The organism is Solidesulfovibrio sp. DCME, assembly GCF_049995385.1.
GTDB lineage: Bacteria > Desulfobacterota > Desulfovibrionia > Desulfovibrionales > Desulfovibrionaceae > Solidesulfovibrio.
In genome coordinates this window covers 2,820,497-2,841,780 of record NZ_CP188261.1, presented here as the reverse complement: position 1 = coordinate 2,841,780, position 21,284 = coordinate 2,820,497, and the positions used below count along the sequence as shown (strand labels likewise).

Below are 21,284 nucleotides of genomic sequence, written 5' to 3'. Positions count from 1 at the left end.
TATGGATTTGCGTGAGTTAGGGACAATGCTGCGCGAGGAACGGGAGCGGCAGGGTCTGTCCATCGAGGACGTTTCGGATAAGATCAAGATCACGCGCAGCTGTCTTGCGGCCATCGAGGACGGCAACGAAAGCGTTTTGCCCCATCCGGTGTACGCCAAGGGCTTCATCAAGAATTACGCCAGGCTCCTCGGCGTCGACCAGGAGGAGTTCACCCGGCGGCTGTCCGAGGTCTACCGGACCGAGGAAACGTCCGCGCGGGATGTGACGCTCGTCAAGGACATCCCGGATGACGACTGCGGCTGTCCGCCGGTGCGCCGGGCTCCCCGGCTGCCGCTCGTGCCGGCGCTGATCTGCGCCGGCGTGGTCCTCGTGGTCATAGGCCTGGCCTGGTATCTGTTCACCCACGTCTTTTCCCGCTCCGGGGATACGGCCGACACCGCGACGCCGGTGCAGACCGAACCGGCCAAGCCGGCCGCCGAAACGGACACGCCGGCCCGGCCCGTTCCCGTGGTGCCCGTGCAAAAGCCGCAGGAGACCGCGCCGCCGGCCGTTGTCCCGCAGCCCGCCCCGGCCGCCCCGCCCGTTGCCGCGCCGACGCCGCCCGCAACGCCGAGCGCACCCGTAGCCACGGCCAAGCAGCCTCCCGTGGAGGCCAAGCCCGCCCTGAGCCCCGACGACCAGGCCACCCAGGACATCGCCGTCAGCGGCCCGGCCAGCCCGACCACGCCGCCGGCCATTCCGCCGGCCCCCGAACCCGCTCCGGCCCCCAGCCAGCCGGCGGCCAAGACCTTCACCGTGGGCGAGACCGGCCCCCATACCGTGTCCATCGTGGCCAACGACCGCTGCTGGCTGCAAGCCGGCGCCGACGGCGGGGCCATGCACGAGACCATGCTGGAAAAGGGCGACGCCTTCACCGGCCGTTTCGCCGACTACCTGCTCGTGCGCCTGGGCAATGCCGGGGCGGTGGAAATCCGTTTCGACAACAAGCTCTATCCGCTCCAGGCCACCAAGGGCTCGGTCAAGACCCTCAAGTTCGTGGCGAAAAAATCCGAGGAGCCGGCCAAGCCGGCCCCGGGCCAAGCGCCGGCAGCGTCATCGTCCGCCGCGCCCACGCCGGGCCAGGCGCCGGCAGCATCGGCCCCCGCACCCACCCCGGCCGCGCCGGTTGCGGCCGTGGCCTCGCCCGCCCCGGCGCCCACTGCCGGCCAGGGCGGCCAGGGCGCCCGGGAAGTGGAACTCTACGGCCAGGACGGCAGCTGGGTCATCATCAGCCCGGACAAGGGCCCGGCCAAGGAAATCTACGTGAAAAAGGGCCAGCGGCTCACCGTGCCCTTTGGCGAGAAAATCGAGATCAAGCTCGGCAACCCGAGCAATGTGGTCTTCCGCTACGACGGCAAGGAAACGGCCGTGGTCACGGAAAAGGGCGAGACCAAGTCCATCCGCTTCCCCTAGGCCGCGCGGGCGGCGGGGGGCCGGCCCTGGGCCGGCTGGTTGACGCAAGCGGGGGATGGCGCGCCCGGCGGGGCCGGCATGGAATTTTCCGACCAGGCGCTCGTGCTCAAAGTGGGGCGGTTCCGGGAGATCGATGCCTGGGTGCGTCTTTTTTCCCCGCAGCGCGGCCTGTACACGGCCTTTGCCTTCGGCGGGCTCAAAAGCCGCCGCCGGTTCCTGGGCTGCCTCGATCCCTTGAACCATGTCCGCTTCAAGGTGCGCCACGCCGGGCACCTGGGCTACCACTGCCTGACCGAGGCCCGGCTGCTGGATGCGCCGGTCAACCTGCGCGGCGACCCGAACCGCTTAGGGATGGCCGTCAACTGCTTGAAATTTTTCGAGGCCGTGCACATCGGCCCCACGGGGTCGGCCGAGGCCTATGGGCTGCTGCGGGACATGCTCGGGGCGCTGGAGGAAACCGCCGCGCCGGCCTCGCTTTTCCCGATGCTGTTTCGGGCCAGGCTGGCCGCCTTGCAGGGCCAGTTCCCGGCCTGCCAGTGCTGTGCCGTCTGCGGCGCGCCCCTGTGCCAGGGGGCGGTGGTGTGCCATGTGGAGGCCGGGCGCTTGACCTGCGCCGACTGCCGGGACGATAACGCCCCGGGGGTGCGCCAGCGCCTCGGCACCGGGGCCTTGGCCCTTTATGCCGCGGCCGTCTCCGGCGACGCCCGGGGCTGGGCGGCCTGCCGGCCCGATCCGGCGGCGGCCAGGGAGTTTTCCCGAACCGTGGACCTGCTCGTGCGCTACCACCTGGGCCTGGCCTGGGAGCAGGGCGGGTTCGTGCGCGTGTGAGGATCGTCACGTTCGCTTGTCTTGGATTCGAGTCGCCGCGTGTGGCCACGGCGTAACCATGAAATCGGAGCGACCATGCATTTCCAGGATGTCATCTTGACGCTGCAAAACTACTGGGCCAAATCCGGCTGCCTCGTGGTCCAGCCCTACGACACCGAGGTCGGGGCCGGCACCTTCAACCCGGCCACCTTCTTCCGGGTCATCGGCCCCGAACCCTGGCGGGCCGCCTACGTCGAGCCCTCGCGCCGGCCCACCGACGGCCGCTACGGCGAGAACCCCAACCGGCTCCAGCACTATTACCAGTTCCAGGTCATCCTCAAGCCCTCGCCGGACAACGTCCAGGACCTCTACCTGGACAGCCTGGCCGCCCTGGGCGTCTCGGCCAGCGACCACGACATCCGCTTCGTCGAGGACGACTGGGAATCCCCGACCCTCGGCGCCTGGGGCCTGGGCTGGGAGGTCTGGCTCGACGGCATGGAAGTGACCCAGTTCACCTATTTCCAGCAGGTGGGCGGCATCGACCTGTCGCCGGTCTCGGTGGAAATCACCTACGGGCTCGAGCGCATCAGCATGTACCTGCAGCAAAAGGAATCGGTCTACGACCTGGCCTGGAACGACACGGTCACCTACGGCCAGGTGCACCAGCGCGGCGAGTTCGAGCATTCGCGCTACAATTTCGAGGAATCCGACGCCGCCATGCTGCTTTCCCACTTCAACGACTTCGAGAAGGAATGCAAGCGGCTGTGCGAACTGGGCCTGCCCTGGCCGGCCTACGACTACTGCCTCAAGTGCTCGCACACCTTCAACATGCTCGAAGCCCGCGGCGCCATCTCGATAACCGAACGCACGGGCTACATCGGCCGCGTCCGCGCCCTGGCCTCCAGCCTGGCCCGCCTCTACGCCGCCCAGCGTAAGGAACTCGGCTATCCCCTCCTGACTCCCAGCGCATAAAGGACGAAACGCCATGCCCCATTTTCTGTTGGAGATCGGATTCGAGGAGATGCCGGCCCGGTTCCTGTCGGGCCTTGTCGCCGAATCCCGCGCCCTGGTGGCCGACGCGCTGGCCCAGGCCAAGCTCGATGCGCCGGTGGTGGCCGCTTTCGCCACGCCCCGCCGGCTGGTGGTGAGCGTGCCGACCCTGGCCGAGGCCGCCCGCCGGGAGGAGGAACTCGTCACCGGCCCGCCCGAGAAGGTCGGCTTCTCCGCCTCGGGCGAACCCACCCCGGCGGCCGTGGGCTTTGCCAAGGGCCAGGGCAAGGACGTGGCCGACGTCTTTGTCATGGAAACCGGCAAGGGCCGCTACCTGGCCCTCAACAAGGCCACCGGCGGCGAGGCCGCCCTGGAGCTTTTGCCCGGCATCTGCCTGGAGCTGGTCAAGAAGCTGTCCTTTCCCAAGCGCATGCGCTGGGGCAGCCGCGATTTCGCCTTCGGCCGACCGGTGCACTGGTTCGTCGCCCTCCTCGACGCGGACGTGGTGCCCTTTGCCCTTGGCGACATCGTCTCGGGCCGGGAGACGCGCGGCCACCGCATCATGGGCCCCGGCCCCTTTGCCGTGCCCGCGGCGGCCGACTATTTCGCCCTCATCCGCGACCAGGGCAAGGTGGTCCTCGACGCCAAGGAGCGCGAGGGCATGATCCGCTCCCAGGCCGAGCAGCTGGCCCGCGAGGCCGGCGGCACGGCCGTGATCAACCCATCGCTTTTAGCCGAGGTCACGGGGCTGACCGAACACCCGGTGGTCCTGCTGGGCCGGTTCGACCGCAAGTTCCTGGACGTGCCGCGCGAGGTGCTGATTACCAGCATGGAGAGCCACCAGAAGAGCTTCGCCGTGGAAGACGGCAAGGGCGGGTTGTTGCCGGTCTTCCTGACCACCCTGGGCCTGGTGCCGGGCAATCCCGAGCTGGTGCGCCGGGGCTGGCAGCGGGTGCTGGCGGCGCGCCTGGAGGATGCCCGCTTTTTCTGGGAGGACGACTGCGCCACGGACCTCGAGGCCTGGCAGAAAAAGCTCGAACGGGTGGTCTTCCTGGCCGGCCTTGGCAGCATGCGCGACAAGGCCCGGCGCCTGGAGCGGCTGTGCGGCCTGGTGGCCGAGATGGCCGGCCGGCCCGAGGTCATGCTCGACGCCTCCCAGGCCGGCGGCCTGGCCAAGGTCGACCTCGTGTCCGACATGGTCGGCGAATTCGCCGAACTGCAAGGCATCATGGGCGGCATCTACGTGGGCCGCAAGGGCCATTCCCAGACCGTGTCCCGGGCCATCGCCGAACAGTACCTGCCGGCCGGGCCGGACAGCCCCGTGCCGCCGACCCTGGCCGGCGCTATCCTGTCCATCGCCGACAAGGCCGACACCCTGGCCGGCTGCTTCGGCCTGGACATGGCCCCCACCGGCGCCGCCGACCCCTACGCCCTGCGCCGGGCGGCGCTCGGCATCTGCCGCATCGTCATCGAGCACGGCCTGCGCCTGGACCTCATGGAGCTGCTCCAGGCGGCCCTGGACGGCTACGGCGACACCAAGTTCAAGGTGGACCGCACCCATAGCCTGGCCAAGCTCCTGGATTTTTTTGGCCAGCGCCTCAAGGCCTATTTCACCGGCCGGGGCTTCGACACGCTGGTGGTGGACGCGGCCCTGGGCGCTTCCTTCACGGACATCGCCCAACTGGCCGCCCGCCTCGACGCCCTGGCCGCCTTCGCCGCCAAGCCGGACTTCGACCAGGCCGTGCTGACCTTCAAGCGCGCCGCCAACATCATCCGCAAGCAGGGCGTGGGCGCGGGCGTGCCCCTGACCGGCACGGTCAAGGCGGCGCTTCTGGCCGAGCCGGCCGACAAGGACCTGGCCGCGGCCTGCGCCGACGTCTTTCCGCGCTACGACGCGCTGTTTGCGGCCGGCGACTACCGGGCCGTGCTGGATCTGCTCTACGAGCTGCGGCCGGCCGTGGACGCCTTTTTCGACAACGTCATGGTCATGTGCGACGACATGGACGTGCGCCTCAACCGTTTGAACCTGCTCAAGTCCCTGGTGGACCGCCTGGGCCGCGTGGCCGACTTCGCCGCGCTGCAGGTGTAGGGGATTAATGAGGGAAGATGCCTCCGGCGGCCAGGAGGGGCACTGCCCCTCCTGGACCTCCCGAAAGGGGGGGAGATAAACCGCACGGATGGATTTTTTTTCTTGACAGGTTTGGCTTGTCGAGCTAATTGATTCTGCTTCAGCGAACACTACACGGAGGAACGATCCTTGGCCAACCATAAATCCGCCATCAAACGGCACCGTCAAAGCCTTTTGGCCCGGGCTCGCAACCGGGCGGTCAAAACCCGCGTGCGCAATGTCATCAAGGCCGTACGCGCCGCCCTTTCCGCCGGTGACGCCGCCGCCGCCGAGACCGCCCTGTTGTCCGCCACCAAGGTCCTGGACAAGGCCGCCACGAAGAAGATCATCCACTGGAAGACCGCCGCCCGCAACATTTCCCGCCTGTCCACGGCCATCAACAAGGCCAAGTAGGGCCCCAGGCACACCGGTTCGAGACACGATTGTTCGCCCGTCGCGGTTCGCCGCGACGGGCTTTTCGTGCATGGGTCCGTCTGGGGTCGGGCCGGCCGCGGCATGGCCCGGCCGCGCCGACCCGGGGGCTGGGAACGAGGGCAAGGCCTCGCAGCGCGGACAGTGCGTCAGGCGCGGTGGTTGTGCAGCCAGTCGGCGAGCGCCTCGGCCGTCAAAGTCCCCTTGCCCAGCGCTTCGAAAACCAGGACACGCTGCGTCCCGGGGGCGGTGAGCCCAAGGCCGTGCAGCCGCAAGAAAAGCATGGCCGTGACGTAGGCCGTGCGTTTGTTGCCGTCGAGAAAAGGATGGCTCCTGGCGATCCCGTGGGCGTAGAGGGCCGCCAGGTCGAATCCGTCCGGCGCGGCATGGGCTGCCCATTGCCTGGGCCTGGCCAGGGCGCCTTCGAGCAGCGCCAGATCCCGCGTCCCCGCCAGACCCCCGTGCTCTTCGATCTGGCGGTCATGGATGGCCAGGACCACGGGGACTTCGATCCAGGTCCAGTTCACCTGGCGGCCAGTTCACGTAAAACATCGCGGTCTTCCCGCATGATGGCCTCGGCCGCCGCCATCTGCGCGGCGAATGCCGCATCCATGGGCGTGATCCGGCAACCGTCCGGGGCCTCGGTCAGGTAGACCGTGTCGCCTTCCCCGACCTTGAGCCTGGCCAGGACCTCCTTGGGCAGCACCAGCCCCAGGGAATTGCCCACCTTGCGAATCTTGAGCGCCTGCATGGTTCCGCCTCCAAGTTGATACAAAAATTATAACATCCCAAGGATCGCCCGGCAAGGCCGTGGTGGCAGGAAGAAGCGGGCGGGCACGCCGAGGTTACGGCTTGATGTAGGCAAAGCCCTGGCGCTGCAAATCCACCAGCTCCACCACGCCGGCCGGCACGATGGCGCAGGCCGGATGCAACTGGGCGGCGGTTACGCCGAAATGCCGCAGGGCGTTTTGGCACACCCGCACCGACAGCCCCTTGGCCGCCAGTTCCCCGAGGCGGTCGGCCGTCGCGCCATCGGCGGTCATCAGCGTGATGGCCGGGCCGTTGACCAGCAGCACCACCGTGAAGTCCTCATGGACCAAGGCGTCGAGATAGTTGGCCACGTTGGTCAGGGCCATGCCCAGGGCGGCCGCGTCCGTATCCACGTGAAAAACCACGTCGAAGTGCATTCCCGGCTCCTATTTTCCGATGTCACGCCAGGCGCAGCCGGGCCGCGTCCGGCGACGCCGCCACCACCCGGCCGATGACCGCCGCCAGGTCGCCGGCGTCGGTCAGCATCCGCCGGGCCGCCGCGACCTTCCCCTCGGGCACGGCCAGCACCAACCCGCCCGAGGTCTGGGCGTCGAAGACCAGGTCGCAGCGCACCGGGTCGAGCCCGGCGGCCTCGGCCACGGCCTTGGCGCAGTGGTCGCGGTTGGCGAAGCTCCCGGCCGGCAGCATGCCCAGGCCGGCCAGTTCCACGGCCTCGGGCAGGAACGGGATGTCGGCCAGGGTCAGCTCCACGGCCACGCCCGAGCCGGCGGCCATCTCCAGCAGATGCCCGCCCAGGCCAAACCCGGTCACGTCCGTGGCCGCCTTGAGCCCCAGTTCCCGGATCACCCGGCCGCCGGCGACGTTGAGCCGGCCGGCGACGCGAAACAGCAGGTCTTCGAGCACGGCCGCGTCGCCGAAATCCCCCTTGAGGGCCGTGGCCAGAACTCCGGTGCCCAGCGGCTTGGTCAGGATGAGCACGTCGCCGGGCGCAAGCCCGGTGTTGGAGGCGAAGCCGTCGGCCGCAACCAAACCGGAGACGGCCAGGCCGTACTTGATCTCCTTGTCCTCCACGCTGTGCCCGCCGGCCGGCACGGCCCCGGCTTCCAGGATCGCGTCCAGGCCGCCGCGCAGGATATCGGCCAGGATTCCCTTGTCCATGGTCTTTATGGGGAAGCAGACGATGTTCATGGCAGCAAGTGGCGTGCCGCCCATGGCGTAGACGTCGGAAAGGGCGTTGACCGCGGCGATACGGCCGAACTTGTAGGGGTCGTTGACGATGGGGGTAAAAAAATCCACGGTCTGCACGAGCCCCGTGCCGTCCGGAAGGCGCACCACGGCCGCGTCCTCGTTGACGCCGCTTGCGGTCAGCAGCCGAGGATCGGTCACGGGCGGCAAGCCCCGCAAGACGGCCTCCAGGTCCCCTGGGGCGATCTTGGCCGCTCAGCCGGCGGCGGTGACGGTCTTGACCAGTTCCACGGTCATGACGGCTCCTTGTCGATGCTTTCCCTCAAATCACGCACCAGCGCCTCGCGGTCAAGGCCGAACCGGGCCGCCAGTGCGCCGATGGTCTCGAAAAGCCCCTGGCACAGCAGGCAACAGCCGGCCGGGCCGTCGTAGCGCCGCAAGACGTCCTCGGTGGCCGGATGGGCGGCCACCAGGTCGAGGACGGTGGCCGTGTCGGGATCAAAGGTCACGGCCGGACTCCGCGCCGCTTTGCACGGCCCACATGCCGGCGTAGACCCCGCCGGCGGCCACCAGGGATTCGTGGTTGCCGCGCTCGACCAGGCAGCCCTCGACCACGACCAGGATTTCGGCGCACTGGCGCACGGTGGACAGGCGATGGGCCACGGCCAGGGTCAGCCTGCCCTGGCGGAAGGCGTGGAGGTTTTGCTGGATGATCGCCTCGGTGCGCGTGTCCACGGCCGAGGTGGCCTCGTCGAGGATGAGCACGGCCGGATCGCGCAGGATGGCCCGGGCCAGGGACACGCGCTGGCGTTCGCCGCCGGAAAGTTTCATGCCGCGTTCGCCAATGAGCGTGTCGTAGCCCGACGGCAGCTTCATGATGAAGTCGTCGGCCCCGGCCACGGCCGCCGCCCGGCGAACGGCCGCCAAGTCGGCTTCGGGGCGCCCCAGCAGGATGTTCTCGGCCACCGTGCCGTGGAATAAAAAGGCGTCCTGGGAGACGTAGCCGAGCTGGCCGCGCCAGCTTTTGAGCGTGTAGGCGGCCAGGGGACGGCCGTCGACGAGGATCGCGCCGCCGGTTGGCTCGTAGTAGCGCAGCAGCAGTTTGACCAGGGTGGATTTGCCGGCCCCGGTCGGGCCGACCACGCCCGTCACCTCGCCCCGGCGCAGGGAGAAGGTGATGCCGTGCAGCACCGGCCCCCGCGACGGGTAGGCGAAACGGACATCCCGGAAGGCGATCTCCCCGGGGCGGTGGGGCAGGGCCACGGCCTCGGGCCGGTCGGCCACCCGGGGCTTGACGGCCAACAGTTCGGCGATGCGCGAGGCGGCGGCCTCGGCCCGCTGGATCTGGTTGATGAGCATGCCGAAGACGAAAAGCGGCAGCACGAGCCGGGCGGCAAAAAGCACGAAGGTGGTGTAGTCGCCGACGGTGGGGCCGTGGCCGGCGGCCACCAGGTAGCCGCCGCCGGCGAAAACCGCGCCGAAGGAGAGGCCGGCCACGGCGTAGATGGCCGGGACGAATTTGGCCCGCTCGGCCTCGGCGGCGATGGCCTCGTCGCGGTAGCTGGCCGAGCGCGCGGCCACGGCGGCGTGGAGGCGGTCCTCGGCGGTGTAGGCCTGGATGACGCCCATGCCGGCGATGTTGTTTTCGAGCAGCCCGGCGATGGCGCCCACGGCCCGGCGCGTTTCCCGGTAGCGGGGCTGCACCCGGGTGACGAACCGGCGCACGGCGAAGATGGCCAGGGGCAGCGGCAAGAAAAGCAGCAGCGCCAGCCGCCATTCCAGGAAAAACAGGTAGCCGTAGATGCCAAGGAAGGTGACCGCCAGCCGGATGATGGAGGTGAGCGCATCGGTGAGGAAGCTTTCCAGGGTGTCCACGTCGGCCACGATGACGGACATGATGTCGCCGGTCTGCCGGTCCTCGAAAAAGGCCGGGTCCAGGGACTGGAGGTGGCCATAGAGGCTTAACCGGATGTCGTGGCGCGTCTTTTGGGCCATGGCCGCGAGCACGTAGTCCGAGCTGCTTTGAAAAACGGCCAGGAACAGGAAACCGGCCAGGATGGCCAGGCCGTACAGGACGTAGGTGGCGGGAGCGGCCTCGCCCCTGGCGGCGGCGTCGATGACCCGGCCGGCCAGGGCCAGGGGCAGCAGGTCGCAGGCCCGGGCCAGGATGTTGAGGGCCAGGCCGGTGGCCAGGGCCGCCTTGTAGGGCCGCAGATAGGCGTAAAGCCGCCAGACGTGGCGGCCCAGAAAGGCCTGGGCGGCCTTTGGCGCCGGGTGTTGGGATGGCTTTTTCATACGAGCAGGAGCAGGACGGCGTACCCGGTCGCGCCCAGGGCGAAGGCCGGGAAATTGCCCGACCCGTCGAGGGGGATCTCGTCCTTCATGGTGTTCATGACAACGCCGCCGGCCAGAAAGGCGAACAGGACGGCCAGCACGGCCTCGTGGACGCGAAAGGCCGCGCCGACGGCCCAACCGGCCAGGACGGCCCCGGCCAGGACCTTGCGGCCCAGGCGGCGGTAGTCGTCGGTGAAATGGCGCCGCAGGCCGTAGTCGCCGGCGGCCATGTGCAGGGCCATGGCCGCGAAATAGGTGAGAAGGCTCACCGGGCCGGGATGCACCCGGTTGACCAGCAGGTAGCCGATGAGGAAATTGTACAGGCCAAAGGAGACCAGGTGGAGCCAGAACACGCCCGCGCCCCGGGAACCGGCGCCCACGGGCGGGTTTTGCCGGCCGCCCCGGGCGGCCAGGGCGGCCCGCTCCAGGCCGTAGAAGACCAGCAGGCCGAGCAGGGCGACCAGGAAGACATGGCGGTCCAGCACCGCGACAAAAGCCCAGCCCGTGCGGCGTAGCGCCTCCTGGCCGTCGCACAGCCCGGGAAAGATGTGCACGAACACGTAGGCCGCGGCCGCGCCGCCGGCCGCCGACAGCCAGGGGCTTCGCGGCGCGTCCAGGGCCGGGGCTAGCAGGCGCACCTCCAGGTGCAAGGCGGCCAGGCACAGGGCGGCCAGGCCCGTGGCGAGGATCACGGCGCGCCGTCCCTGGCCAGGGTGGCGGCCCGGCGCAGCAAGGCCTCCTCGTCGGCCCAGGCGGCCGGGTCGGCGTTCTTGACGATGCGGCTGGCCCGGGAGAGCTCCTCCCCGGTCAGGCGGATGCCGATCTCGCCCAGGCGCAGGGCCAGGGCGGCCCGGCCGGACAGGGGCGACAGGGGCAGGCGGATGCCGGCGGCCCCCACCGCCTCCGGCCGGAAGGGCAGGTAGGTGTCCGGGTGTTTGAGCAGGCCGTCCTGGTGGACGCCGGCCGAGGTGGCGAAGACGTTGCCGCCGACCACGGCCTTGTTGGGCGGCAGGGCCACCCCGGACAGGCGCGAAACCAGGCCGCACAGGGCGGTGAGCCTGGCCGGGTCCAGGCCGATGGCCCGGCGGTACTGTTTGCGGTGCAGGGTCAGGGCCATGACCGTTTCTTCCAGGGCGGCGTTGCCGGCCCGTTCGCCGATGCCGCCCACGGTCAGGTGGACGATATCCGCGCCGGCGGCCACGGCGGCCAGGGTGTTGGCCGTGGCCAGGCCCAGGTCGTCGTGGAAGTGCACCCGCAGCTTGACGCCGCGCGGGTGGGCCAGGCCGGCGAGCGTGCGCACGCGCCGCTTGACGGTTTCGGGCGTGAGCACCCCCAGGGTATCGGGAAAGCCGATGCCCGTGGCCCCGGCGTCCATGGCCACGGTGTAGGCCTTGACCAGGAAGGACGGCTCGGTGCGGCTGCCGTCCTCGCAGCTGAAGGTGACCTTGGTGAAGCGCCGGCGGGCCTTGGTGACGGCCGACGCGATCATGCCCAGGCAGGCGTCCTTGGACTTGCCGAGCTTGTAGCGGCGGTGCAGGGGGCTTGTGGCCAAAAAGACGCCGACCCCCCGGCGGTCGGGCTCCACCTCGGCCAGGGCCTGCCAGGCGGCCTCGATATCGCCGGAAACGGCCCGGCACAGCGCCATGATCCGGGGACCGGCCACCGCGGCGCCGATGCGGCGCACGGCCTCGATTTCCCGGTCGGACACGGCCGGGAAGCCGGCCTCGATGACGTCGACCCCGGCTTCGGCCAGGGCGGTGGCGATGGCCACCTTGTCGTCCACGGAAAAGCGCACGCCGGGCATTTGCGCCCCGTCGCGCAGGGTGGTGTCGGAGATGATAAGCGGTGTGAGGGGTCGCGGTGAAGCTGCGGCAAGGGAAGTGGGCATGCGCCTTCATGCGCTTCTTTCGCTTCGATGGCAATGCGGCGCGCTTTTGGCAATTCCGGTGGACCGGCGGGCCGGGCCGGTCCAGCCGGGACAGGATTTGACGAACAAGGGGCCAAGGGATAGGTTTTCCGGGTTGGGTGGGAGGGATTTTTTCCTTATTCCCCGATCCCGGAGGAGACGGTATGGCCACCATCGGCGTGTTGTTGTCCGGCTGCGGCGTGCTCGACGGATCGGAGATCCACGAGGCCACGCTCACCCTGTATTTCCTGAACAAAGCCGGCGCCAAGGTCGTGTGCCTGGCCCCGGAGGCGGACTATGCCGTGGTCGACCACGCGGCCAAGGCCCCGACCGGCGAGCGGCGCAACATCCGCGTGGAAGCCGCCCGCATCGCCCGGGGGCCGGTTGCCGACGTGGCCGCCGTCACGGCCGACGACCTCGACGGCCTCATCTTGCCGGGCGGTTTCGGCGCGGCCAAAAACCTGTGCGATTTCGCCGACAAGGGCGGCCAGGGCACGGTCGTGCCTTCGGTTGCCGCCCTCATCGCGGCCATGCACGCCGCCGGCAAGCCCATCGGCGCCATCTGCATCGCCCCGGCCGTGCTGGCCCTGGCGCTCGGCGGCCACCAGCCGGAACTGACCATCGGCAACGACCCGGGCACGGCCCAAGCCCTGGAGGCGGCCGGCGCCAGGCACGTGGCCCGGGCCGTGGACGAAATCCAGGTGGACGCGGCCAACAACCTCGTGACCACGCCGGCCTACATGCTCGGCCCCGGCATCGCCGACATCGCCAAGGGCATTGAAAAGCTCGTGGAGACGGTGCTCTCCCGGGTCAAGGCAGCCTGATCGCCAAGGAGGGCGGATGCGTCGGCTTTTCGTCAATGCGGACGATTTCGGCCTCACCGACGGCGTGACGCGCGGCATCGCCGAAGCCATGGAGCGCGGCCTGGTGGACGGGACCACGGCCATGGTCTGCGCCGCGGGCGCGCCCGAGCGCATCCGCCGGTTCGGCGCCGGTCTGCGCGGCCGGGTGGGGCTGCATTTGCAGCTCACCGGCGGCCGGCCCTGCCTGCCGCCCGGGGAGGTGCCGAGCCTGGTTACGGCCGAGGGGCTTTTCCCCCGCAAGAAGCTCGACGTGGCCGATGTCGCCCCCGACGAGGTCCGCCGGGAATGGCGGGCGCAGTTGGCCCGTTTGCGGGAAACCGGGCTCGAACCGAGCCATCTGGATTCCCATCACCACATCCACAAGCGGGTGGAAGTGTTTCCGGTCTTCCTGGAATTGGCCCGGGAACTGGGGCTGCCGGCCAGGGCCCTGTCCGACGGCATGCGCCGGGCCATGGACGGGGCCGGCGTGCCCCATGCCGATTTGTGCCTGACCCGGTTTTACGGCGAAACGGTTGACGCCGAGGCCTTCGTGTCGCTGGTCGACGCCGCCTTTGCCGCCCTGGGCGGCCAGGGCACGGTGGAGGTCATGGCCCATCCGGGGCAGGCCGACGCGGCCCTGGCGGCCATCAGCGGCTATGACCAGGGCCGGGAGCGGGAACTCCTCGTCCTGACCGATCCGGGCCTGGCCGCCCGGCTGGCCGAACGCGGCATCGTCCGTTGCGGCCCTGGCGCCGTGGCGGCCACGGCCGTGTCGGCTGCCGTCGCGGCACGGACGGAACTTCGCCTCATATCGTAACCGGACGGCGGGGCGAAGCATCGCCCGGGAGGGGACATGCCGGAACGATTGTTGTTGTCCCTGCGCAAATTCGTGGCCCCGGAATTCGTCTTCGGCCGGGGGGCCGTGGCCCTGGCCGGCCGGCAGGCGGCCGGGCTCGGCGTGCGCCGTGCGCTGCTCGTGGCCGATCCGGGGCTTTTCGCCTTCGGCTGGCCGGACAAGGTGGCGACGAGCCTGGTGGCGGCCGGCATCGAGCCGCGGCTGTTCTCGGCCCTGTCCTCCAATCCGCGCGACGTGGAGGTCATGGCCGGGGCGAAACTGTTCGACGAATCCGGCTGCGACGCCCTGGTGGCCGTGGGCGGCGGCTCGGCCATGGACTGCGCCAAGGCCATCGGCATCGTTTCGGCCAACAGGCGCCACATCCTGGAATTCGAGGGCGTGGACAACGTGGACCGGCCCGGGCCGCCCATCGTCTGCGTACCGACCACGGCCGGCACCGGCGCCGACGTCTCCCAGTTCGTCATCGTCACGGACACGGCCAGACGGGTCAAGGTCGCCATCGCCAGCAAGATGCTCATTCCCGACGCGTCGCTGATCGACCCGGAAGTCACGGCCACCATGCCCCGGGAACTGTCGGTCCACACCGGCCTCGACGCCCTGACCCACGCCGTGGAGGCCTACGTTTCCAACGCCCACGGCCCTATGACCGACCTGCTGGCCCTGGAGGCGGTGCGGTTGATCCGCCTCAACCTGCCCCGGGTGCTGGTCGACCCGGGCAATATCGACGCCCGGGGCGGCATGTGCCTGGCCAGCCTCTATGCCGGCATGGCCCTGTCCAATGCCATCCTGGGCGCGGTCCACGCCATGGCCCACAGCCTGGGCGGCCTGCTCGACCTGCCCCACGGCCTGTGCAACGCCATTTTGCTTGACCACGTGGTCCGCTACAATTACGACGCCGTTGCGGACCGCTACGTGACCCTTGGCCGCCTGCTCGGCGCCCGTTTCGACGACGACGCCCCGGACGCGGAGAAAAAGGAGTCGGTGGTGGCCGCCATTGCGGATTTTCGCACGTCCCTGGGCCTGCGCCTGAACCTGGCCGATCTGGGGGTCAGCCCGGAAGCCATCCCCGAACTGGCCCGCAAGGCCATGGCCGACCCGTGCCTGCTGACCAACCCCCGGGAAGCGTCCCAAAGCGACCTCGAAGCCATCTATGAAAATGCCCGGCGCGCCACCTCCTGAACCCGACTATCGCCGGGCCAGACTCCTGGGCTTTGGCGAGCAGTCCGTCAGCAAAAGCTATTTTCCCGAGCTCAAGCGCCGCCTCGACGAGCTTGAGCGCTTCCGTTCGCTGCTGGACCAGACGGCCGAAGGCATTTTCCTGGTCGATGGCCGCACGGGGCGCGTGGCCGACGCCGCCGGGGCGGCCGGCGCGCTGCTTGGCCTGGAGCGTAGCGCCCTTGTCGGCCGCCATTTCGCCGACCTGCTGCCCAAGGAGGCCGTGGAGCACCTGCGCGGGCTTTTTTCCGGCGACTTCGCCGCCGGCCGCATCGAGACGATCTTGCCTTCGCCGCGCGGCACCGGGCCGGGCTTGGCCGTGGAGATGACCTTCCGCCTGGCCAGGGGCGAGGAAGGGGCCATCGCCGTCATCGTGGCCCGGGACGTGACGGACCGCAAAAAAAGCGAACTGGCCCTCAAACGGGCCGAGGAAAAATACCGGGGCATCGTGGAAAACGCCGCCGAGGGCATTTTCCAGTGCGCCCTCGACGGCCGCATGATCAGCGCCAACCCGGCCATGGCCGCGATCCTCGGCTACGCCTCGCCGCGCGATCTCATGCGGCGCATCAAGAACATCGTGGACGAGGTGGTGACCAACGACCACGACCGGCAGCGCATCCGCTCGGAACTGGCCCGCTACGACGAGGTCAAAAACCTCGAAATCGAACTGCGCACCAAATCCGGCGGGCTGATGTGGGGGCTCATCAACGCCCGGCGCATCCGCGACGCCGCCGGCGAGCCCGAACGTTTCGACGGGTCGCTCCAGGACGTCACCATCCGCAAGAAGGCCGAGCAGACCCTGCAACGCTACCAGGACGAGCTGGAGCAGGCCGTGGCCGAGCGCACGGCCGAACTGACCCGCATCAACGAACGCCTCACCCACGAGGTGACCATCCGCAAACGGGCCGAGGAGGCGGCCGAGGCCGCCAACCGGGCCAAATCCGACTTCCTGTCCATGGTCTCCCACGAGATCCGCACGCCCTTGACCTCGGTGCTGGGGTTCGCCGTCATCATCGAAAAACGCCTGGAGGAGCTGTTCGAAAAGCTTCTCGACGACAACCCCCGCCACCGCCGCCAGGCCGGCCAGGTCATGGACAACCTGCGCATCATCGTCTCCGAGGGCGAGCGGCTCAAGCACCTCATCAACGACGTCCTGGACCTGGCCAAGCTCGAAGCCGGCAAGATGGCCTTCCGGTCCGAACGGGTGGACCCGGCCGCCATCGTGCGCCATGTCATGTCCGCCTCGGCCGGGTTGCTCGGGGCCAACAAGAAGGTTTCGCTCAACACCCGCATCGAAGGGCGGCTGCCCGAGGTCCTCGGCGACCGCGACCGGATCATCCAGGTCCTGGTCAACCTGGTGTCCAACGCCCTCAAGTTCACCGAACACGGCTCGGTCACCTGCCGGTCCCGGGTCGAAGGGCACTATGTCGTCATCGAGGTGGCGGACACGGGCATCGGCATCCCCGAACCCGAGCAGCACAAGGTTTTCGAGAAGTTCAACCAGATCGGCGCGACGCTCACCAACAAGCCCAAGGGCACGGGGCTGGGGCTTCCCATCTGTAAACACATCGTGGAGTCACACGGCGGTCGCATTTTTTTCGTATCCAGGCCCGGCACCGGCAGTACGTTTACCTTCACCCTGCCGATTGCCTAACGGCCGCCGTTGCGGTATGTCCCCGACCCCGGCGCCGCGGTGACCGCGCGCCGGCAACGTTTTTTCAAGGACCCCCCCATCATGAGCCAGAAGATCCGAAACGAAGGGCTGCGCAATATCGCCATCATCGCTCACGTCGACCACGGCAAGACGACGCTTGTGGACCACATGTTCCGTCAAAGCGGGCTGTTTCGCCAGAACCAGGAAGTGGCCGACCGCATCATGGACAGCATGGACCTGGAGCGCGAACGCGGCATCACCATCGCCGCTAAAAACTGCGCCGTCATTTCCGGCGGGGTCAAGATCAACATCATCGACACCCCGGGCCACGCCGACTTCGGCGGCGAGGTGGAGCGGGCCCTGTCCATGGTCGATGGCGCGGTGCTTTTGGTCGACGCCTCGGAAGGGCCCCTGCCGCAGACCCGTTTCGTGCTCAAAAAGACCCTGGACCGGGGCTTGCCCGTCATCGTCGTGGTCAACAAGATCGACCGCAAAGACGCCCGGGTCGAGGAAGTCTTAAACGAAATCTACGACCTGTTCATCGACCTCGACGCCTCGGAGGAGCAGCTCGAATTCCCGGTGCTCTACGCCATCGGCCGCGAGGGCCTGGCCAAGGAGTCCCTGGACGGGGAGGGCAGCGACCTGCTACCGCTTTTCGCCCGCATCCTGTCCACCATTCCCGCCCCGTTCCACGACCCGGACGAGCCCTTCCGCATGCTGGTCTCGGACCTCGGCTATTCCGACTTCCTGGGCCGGCTGGCCGTGGGGCGCGTCATTTCCGGCACGGCCCGCATCAACCAGACATTGGTGCGCATCGACGAGTCCGGGGCGGCCAAGCCCCTGCGCGTGTCCAAGCTGCAGGTCTATCAGGGGCCGAGCCTGACCGAGACCGACGAGGCCGAACCCGGCGACATCATCGTGTTGTCCGGGGTCGAGGAAGTGACCATCGGCGACACCATCTGCACCGCCGACGCGCCCAAGGCCCTGCCGCGCATCCACGTGGACGAGCCCACCGTGGCCATGCGTTTCGCCATCAACTCCTCGCCGTTCGCCGGCCGGGAGGGCAAGTTCGTGCAGTCGGCCAAGCTGCGCGAGCGCTTGTCCAAGGAGACCCTGCGCAACGTGGCCATCCGCGTGGAGGAGACCGAGGACAAGGACAGCTTCACGGTCAAGGGCCGGGGCGAGTTCCAGATGGCCATCCTGGTCGAGACCATGCGCCGGGAAGGGTTCGAGCTGTCGGTGGGGCGGCCGGAGGTCATCCTCAAGGTCGAGGGCGGGGTGAAAAAGGAGCCCGTGGAGCACCTGTTCATCGACTGCGACGAGGCTTTCGTGGGCGTGGTCACGGAGAAGCTGTCCATCCGCAAGGGGCGCATGCTCAACCTGGTCAACCACGGCTCGGGCCGGGTGCGCCTGGAATTTTCCATTCCGTCGCGCGGGCTCATCGGCTACCGCGACGAGTTCCTCACCGACACCAAGGGCACGGGCATCATGAACTCGTCTCTGGAGGGCTACGAGGAATACCGGGGCGATTTCCCCAGCCGTTTCACCGGTTCCATCGTCTGCGACCGCGAGGGCGTGGGCGTGCCGTACGCGCTTTTTAACCTCGAACCGCGGGGCCGGCTGTTCATCACCCCGGGCGAACCGGTTTACGAAGGCATGATCGTTGGCGAGCACAATCGGGACAACGATATCAACGTCAATCCGTGCAAGGAAAAGAAGCTCACCAACATGCGGGCCTCGGGCAAGGACGAAAACGTCATCCTGTCGCCGGTGCTGCCCATGACGCTCGAGCGGGCGCTGCATTTCGTGCGCGAGGACGAGATGGTCGAGGTGACGCCGGCCTCGATCCGGCTGCGCAAGACCGTGCTTTCGGCCAAGGACCGCCACACCCTGGACGGGGTCCGGAAGAAGGACAAGGGCTAGGCCGCCGGCCTGGCCGTATCGGACGCCAAGCCCGGGTTCGCCCGGGCTTTTTTTATGGGAAACGGCCGCAGGCGGCTTCCGGGAGCCGGCCCACGGGGCTGGTCGTGGGCATTGCCGCAGCGGGCCGCTATCCATCGGGTGGGCATCGGGCGCGGGGAGCGTCCGGGGGCCGCAAACCGACAGGATGCAGCGGCCGCAACCAAGGCGCGAAGGCCTGGCCTTGCCAGCGCCGGTGGGACTTGCCTGGGGAATGCAGGGGAAGGTGTTGCTGGCCGTTGGCGGCAGAAAATGCCGGCGCGAATCGGAACCTCCGGCTCAAAGTTAACATAATTTACATTATGGGACAAATAGCCGGGAACGGGAAAGCGCGCCAGTCCGCTTCCGGACACCGCGCCCAATCGTTTCCTGGAACTCCCTGCCGCCGCGCCGAGCCGGAAAACGTCCGCCGCGCCCAAGGCTCCCGTTGCCCGGGCCGCTTGCCTCCGTGTCGCGCCCTCGAAAAGGATTTAGGAAGGATTTATGAGGAAGGATTTATACTGGTTATGAAGGATCTCTGCTGGTAAGGATTTATGCTTTCCCATGTGCAACATCTCAAAATAATTGTCTATTCTTTAATTCCGCCAGCGAATTCCTTCAGGAAGCAAGGCTCGTCCGAACGGTCGCCGGGTCCGCATGCCGGCCAACGGCCCAACCGTCGCAAGGCTTCGTCCGCCGCCTGGCGGACCTCAGGTAAGCATCACCGGCCAGCCGGATTCTTCTCGGCGCATTGGCAGCCCCCGGCTTTTTTCTGTGCCAGGATATGCTCGAAAATCAGCGACTTGCCGTTCGTCGCCACATCCCGTTCGATGTCCGCCGCAGCATAGCCGAAGCAATGGCAAATCAGGCCCTGCATGGGATTGCTCCGCAAAGAAACGTTCCGAAACGCCGCCGGCCCTGGCATCAGGCCAAGGGCCAGCGGACACGTCGGGCAAAGGAACTGTTCACAATAATCTTTTTAATTTAATATGTTGACGAATAACATATAATAATGTAATACTGAATGTATACGTAAAGTACACATTCAGTCCCCGGCCTCAAACGAACAGCCCGACCCGGGAGAAGGTCGTCACGTCGAAAAGCCCCTGGTCCGTGAGCTTGAGCGACGGAATCACCTCGAGCGACAGAAACGACATGGCCATGAACGGATGGGCCAAGGCTTCGGGTCCCTCGCCGGCCAACTGCCGGTAGGCCTGGCCCAGGGCTGCCAACTGGGCCGTGACCACCTCCAGCGGCGCGTCGCTCATGAGCCCGGCCACGGGCAGCCGCACCTGGCCCAGGACCTTGCCGTCGGCCACCACGGCGAAGCCGCCGCCCGAGACCATGAGCGTGCGGGCGGCGAGCACCATGTCCGCGTCGTTGACCCCGGCCACGATCAGGTTGTGGGCGTCGTGGGCCACCGTGCCGGCCACGGCCCCGCGCTTGAGCCCAAGGCCGGACACGAACCCCAGGCCCATGTTGCCCGTGGCCTTGTGGCGCTCGATGACGGCCAGCTTGGCGATGTCGCGCGCGGGGTCGGCCACGGCCAGGCCGTTTGCGATGCGGGCCTTAACGAGGCGCGCCTCGGTGACGATCTGGCCCGGGATGAGCCCGATGACCCGGTGGCGCGCACCCTTGGCCGGGATGGCGAAACCGGCCTCGGTGAGCTCCCCGGCCACGCGCATGGCCCGGGGCGGTGTCAGGCAGGAATGGTCGGCGAATTCCCAGTCGGCCAGGTGCCGGCCGTTGAGGAAGACATCCGTGATGTCGAAGGTTGTAAGGTCCGTGACCAGCATGCAGTCGGCTCGGTAGCCCGGGGCGATGGCGCCGCGCCGGCGCAGGCCGAAATACCGGGCCGGGTTGATGGAGGCCATGGCCACGGCCCGAAGCGGCGGCACGCCGCGCGAGACGGCCTGGCGCACCAGGGCGTTGATGTGCCCTTCCCGGCTCAGGTCCACCGGGTCGCGGTCGTCGCTGACCAGGGAGAACTGGCTGGAATTGTCCGCCGTGACCAGCGGCAGGAGCGTGTCAAGGTTCTGTTCGGTACTGCCCTGGCGGATCATGACGTGCAGCCCCCGGCGCAGCTTTTCCCGGGCCTCCTCCAGTTCCGTGCACTCGTGGTCCGAGCCCGGCCCGGCCGTGACGTAGGCGTCGAGGGACCGGCCGGTCAGGCCCGGTGCATGGCCGTCGATGACGCGCCCCCGGGCCGCCCGCAGCTTGCGCAGCATGTCCTCGTCGCCGCCAACCACCCCGGGGTAGTTCATGACCTCGGCCAGGCCCAGGATGCGGTCGGGATAGCGGGCCAGCATGGCGGCCACGTCCGAGGCGCCGATGCGCGCCCCGGACGTGGCCATGTTTGTCGCCGGCACGCACGAGGGCATCATGAAGTAGCAGGTCACGGGCAGGTCCCGGCTGCAGGCCAGCATGTATTCGATGCCGGCGAGGCCCAGCACGTTGGCGATCTCGTGGGGGTCGGAGACCACGGCGCAGGTGCCGTGGGGGGCCACGGCCTGGGCGAAGACCGGTGGCGAAAGCAGCGTCGATTCGATGTGGATGTGGCCGTCGATGAAGCCAGGGCACAGGTAGCGGCCGTCGGCCTCGACCACGGTCGCCGCCTCGCCCCCGGCAAAGCCGACGACCACGCCTGCGGCCACGGCCACGTCGGCCTGGTGGATTTCGCCGGAAAGCACGTTGAGCACACGGGCGTTTTTGATGCACACATCGGCCGGCGCCTCACCGCGCGCCACGGCCAGCCGCCGCCGCAGGATGTCGAGGCTTTCGGAATCGGGCATGG

The 21,284-nt window shown here is 68.5% G+C and carries 20 protein-coding genes; 10 read left to right on the top strand and 10 right to left on the bottom strand.

The window, feature by feature from the left end; all coding sequences use genetic code 11:
- The first annotated feature begins 1 nt into the window (after position 1).
- The 5 genes from ACP59X_RS12415 to rpsT all read left to right on the top strand — a co-directional run bounded on the left by ACP59X_RS12415 (position 2) and on the right by rpsT (position 5,771).
- On the top strand, positions 2 to 1,453 hold the full coding sequence (locus ACP59X_RS12415) for a RodZ domain-containing protein (protein WP_428558702.1): 1,452 nt from the start codon (positions 2 to 4) through the stop codon (positions 1,451 to 1,453).
- 78 nt (positions 1,454 to 1,531) lie between these two features.
- Positions 1,532 to 2,281 carry a DNA repair protein RecO gene (gene recO / locus ACP59X_RS12410; protein ID WP_428558699.1) on the top strand — a complete coding sequence of 250 codons (750 nt, stop codon included), beginning with the start codon at positions 1,532 to 1,534 and terminating at the stop codon, positions 2,279 to 2,281.
- A 75-nt stretch (positions 2,282 to 2,356) separates the two neighbouring features.
- Positions 2,357 to 3,232, top strand: a complete 876-nt coding sequence (locus ACP59X_RS12405; protein ID WP_428558697.1) for a glycine--tRNA ligase subunit alpha — start codon at positions 2,357 to 2,359, stop codon at positions 3,230 to 3,232.
- Between the two features lie 13 nt (positions 3,233 to 3,245).
- Positions 3,246 to 5,339 carry a glycine--tRNA ligase subunit beta gene (gene glyS, locus ACP59X_RS12400; RefSeq protein WP_428558695.1) on the top strand — a complete coding sequence of 698 codons (2,094 nt, stop codon included), beginning with the start codon at positions 3,246 to 3,248 and terminating at the stop codon, positions 5,337 to 5,339.
- A gap of 168 nt (positions 5,340 to 5,507) precedes the next feature.
- A complete protein-coding gene (gene rpsT, locus ACP59X_RS12395) occupies positions 5,508 to 5,771 on the top strand; it encodes a 30S ribosomal protein S20 (protein ID WP_428558693.1) in 264 nt (87 codons plus the stop codon).
- Positions 5,772 to 5,938: 167 nt separating this feature from the next.
- Here the strand turns inward: rpsT and ACP59X_RS12390 are convergent, their stop codons facing one another.
- The 8 genes from ACP59X_RS12390 to ACP59X_RS12355 all read right to left on the bottom strand — a co-directional run bounded on the left by ACP59X_RS12390 (position 5,939) and on the right by ACP59X_RS12355 (position 11,967).
- The gene (locus ACP59X_RS12390) at positions 5,939 to 6,316 is read right to left on the bottom strand and encodes a type II toxin-antitoxin system death-on-curing family toxin (protein ID WP_428558691.1); all 378 of its coding nucleotides are present in this window, start codon (positions 6,314 to 6,316) and stop codon (positions 5,939 to 5,941) included.
- Entirely contained in the window at positions 6,313 to 6,540 is a 228-nt protein-coding gene (locus tag ACP59X_RS12385) for an AbrB/MazE/SpoVT family DNA-binding domain-containing protein (protein WP_428558689.1), read from the bottom strand. The genes ACP59X_RS12390 and ACP59X_RS12385 overlap by 4 nt, the downstream gene beginning before the upstream one ends.
- A gap of 94 nt (positions 6,541 to 6,634) precedes the next feature.
- The gene (locus ACP59X_RS12380; protein WP_428558687.1) at positions 6,635 to 6,976 is read right to left on the bottom strand and encodes a DsrE family protein; all 342 of its coding nucleotides are present in this window, start codon (positions 6,974 to 6,976) and stop codon (positions 6,635 to 6,637) included.
- Positions 6,977 to 6,998: 22 nt separating this feature from the next.
- On the bottom strand, positions 6,999 to 8,042 hold the full coding sequence (gene selD / locus ACP59X_RS12375; protein WP_428558685.1) for a selenide, water dikinase SelD: 1,044 nt from the start codon (positions 8,040 to 8,042) through the stop codon (positions 6,999 to 7,001).
- On the bottom strand, positions 8,039 to 8,254 hold the full coding sequence (locus ACP59X_RS12370) for a hypothetical protein (protein WP_323429245.1): 216 nt from the start codon (positions 8,252 to 8,254) through the stop codon (positions 8,039 to 8,041). Before ACP59X_RS12370 ends, selD begins: the two co-directional genes overlap by 4 nt.
- Entirely contained in the window at positions 8,244 to 10,040 is a 1,797-nt protein-coding gene (locus tag ACP59X_RS12365; protein WP_428558682.1) for an ABC transporter ATP-binding protein, read from the bottom strand. Before ACP59X_RS12365 ends, ACP59X_RS12370 begins: the two co-directional genes overlap by 11 nt.
- A complete protein-coding gene (locus ACP59X_RS12360; protein WP_428558680.1) occupies positions 10,037 to 10,771 on the bottom strand; it encodes a hypothetical protein in 735 nt (244 codons plus the stop codon). The genes ACP59X_RS12365 and ACP59X_RS12360 overlap by 4 nt, the downstream gene beginning before the upstream one ends.
- The gene (locus tag ACP59X_RS12355) at positions 10,768 to 11,967 is read right to left on the bottom strand and encodes a LeuA family protein (RefSeq protein ID WP_428558678.1); all 1,200 of its coding nucleotides are present in this window, start codon (positions 11,965 to 11,967) and stop codon (positions 10,768 to 10,770) included. The genes ACP59X_RS12360 and ACP59X_RS12355 overlap by 4 nt, the downstream gene beginning before the upstream one ends.
- A gap of 182 nt (positions 11,968 to 12,149) precedes the next feature.
- Between ACP59X_RS12355 and elbB the strand changes: the two genes are divergently transcribed.
- The 5 genes from elbB (at position 12,150) to typA (ending at position 18,475) form a co-directional block, all read left to right on the top strand.
- Entirely contained in the window at positions 12,150 to 12,809 is a 660-nt protein-coding gene (gene elbB / locus ACP59X_RS12350; RefSeq protein ID WP_428558676.1) for an isoprenoid biosynthesis glyoxalase ElbB, read from the top strand.
- A gap of 16 nt (positions 12,810 to 12,825) precedes the next feature.
- Positions 12,826 to 13,644 carry a carbohydrate deacetylase gene (locus ACP59X_RS12345; RefSeq protein WP_428558674.1) on the top strand — a complete coding sequence of 273 codons (819 nt, stop codon included), beginning with the start codon at positions 12,826 to 12,828 and terminating at the stop codon, positions 13,642 to 13,644.
- 36 nt (positions 13,645 to 13,680) lie between these two features.
- Positions 13,681 to 14,862 (top strand): alcohol dehydrogenase-like regulatory protein ErcA, encoded by a 1,182-nt coding sequence (gene ercA / locus ACP59X_RS12340; RefSeq protein ID WP_428558672.1) that lies wholly within the window; start codon positions 13,681 to 13,683, stop codon positions 14,860 to 14,862.
- On the top strand, positions 14,834 to 16,552 hold the full coding sequence (locus ACP59X_RS12335) for a PAS domain-containing sensor histidine kinase (RefSeq protein WP_428558670.1): 1,719 nt from the start codon (positions 14,834 to 14,836) through the stop codon (positions 16,550 to 16,552). The genes ercA and ACP59X_RS12335 overlap by 29 nt, the downstream gene beginning before the upstream one ends.
- A gap of 81 nt (positions 16,553 to 16,633) precedes the next feature.
- On the top strand, positions 16,634 to 18,475 hold the full coding sequence (typA, locus tag ACP59X_RS12330) for a translational GTPase TypA (RefSeq protein ID WP_428558668.1): 1,842 nt from the start codon (positions 16,634 to 16,636) through the stop codon (positions 18,473 to 18,475).
- 736 nt (positions 18,476 to 19,211) lie between these two features.
- On the opposite strand, the gene ACP59X_RS12325 is transcribed toward typA, so the two are convergent.
- On the bottom strand, positions 19,212 to 19,367 hold the full coding sequence (locus ACP59X_RS12325; protein ID WP_428558666.1) for a bacterioferritin-associated ferredoxin: 156 nt from the start codon (positions 19,365 to 19,367) through the stop codon (positions 19,212 to 19,214).
- Positions 19,368 to 19,548: 181 nt separating this feature from the next.
- Positions 19,549 to 21,282: an adenine deaminase gene (gene ade, locus ACP59X_RS12320; protein ID WP_428558664.1), complete on the bottom strand. Its 1,734-nt coding sequence runs from the start codon at positions 21,280 to 21,282 to the stop codon at positions 19,549 to 19,551.
- Between the last annotated feature and the right edge of the window lie 2 nt (positions 21,283 to 21,284).

Coding starts and splice junctions, on each gene's coding strand:
- ACP59X_RS12415 (WP_428558702.1), top strand. CDS start 2: ATGGATTTGCGTGAGTTAGGGACAATGCTGCGCGAGGAACGGGAGCGG.
- recO (WP_428558699.1), top strand. CDS start 1,532: ATGGAATTTTCCGACCAGGCGCTCGTGCTCAAAGTGGGGCGGTTCCGG.
- ACP59X_RS12405 (WP_428558697.1), top strand. CDS start 2,357: ATGCATTTCCAGGATGTCATCTTGACGCTGCAAAACTACTGGGCCAAA.
- glyS (WP_428558695.1), top strand. CDS start 3,246: ATGCCCCATTTTCTGTTGGAGATCGGATTCGAGGAGATGCCGGCCCGG.
- ACP59X_RS12385 (WP_428558689.1), bottom strand. CDS start 6,540: ATGCAGGCGCTCAAGATTCGCAAGGTGGGCAATTCCCTGGGGCTGGTG.
- ACP59X_RS12380 (WP_428558687.1), bottom strand. CDS start 6,976: ATGCACTTCGACGTGGTTTTTCACGTGGATACGGACGCGGCCGCCCTG.
- ACP59X_RS12365 (WP_428558682.1), bottom strand. CDS start 10,040: ATGAAAAAGCCATCCCAACACCCGGCGCCAAAGGCCGCCCAGGCCTTT.
- ACP59X_RS12355 (WP_428558678.1), bottom strand. CDS start 11,967: ATGCCCACTTCCCTTGCCGCAGCTTCACCGCGACCCCTCACACCGCTT.
- elbB (WP_428558676.1), top strand. CDS start 12,150: ATGGCCACCATCGGCGTGTTGTTGTCCGGCTGCGGCGTGCTCGACGGA.
- ACP59X_RS12345 (WP_428558674.1), top strand. CDS start 12,826: ATGCGTCGGCTTTTCGTCAATGCGGACGATTTCGGCCTCACCGACGGC.
- ercA (WP_428558672.1), top strand. CDS start 13,681: ATGCCGGAACGATTGTTGTTGTCCCTGCGCAAATTCGTGGCCCCGGAA.
- ACP59X_RS12335 (WP_428558670.1), top strand. CDS start 14,834: ATGAAAATGCCCGGCGCGCCACCTCCTGAACCCGACTATCGCCGGGCC.
- typA (WP_428558668.1), top strand. CDS start 16,634: ATGAGCCAGAAGATCCGAAACGAAGGGCTGCGCAATATCGCCATCATC.
- ACP59X_RS12325 (WP_428558666.1), bottom strand. CDS start 19,367: ATGCAGGGCCTGATTTGCCATTGCTTCGGCTATGCTGCGGCGGACATC.
- ade (WP_428558664.1), bottom strand. CDS start 21,282: ATGCCCGATTCCGAAAGCCTCGACATCCTGCGGCGGCGGCTGGCCGTG.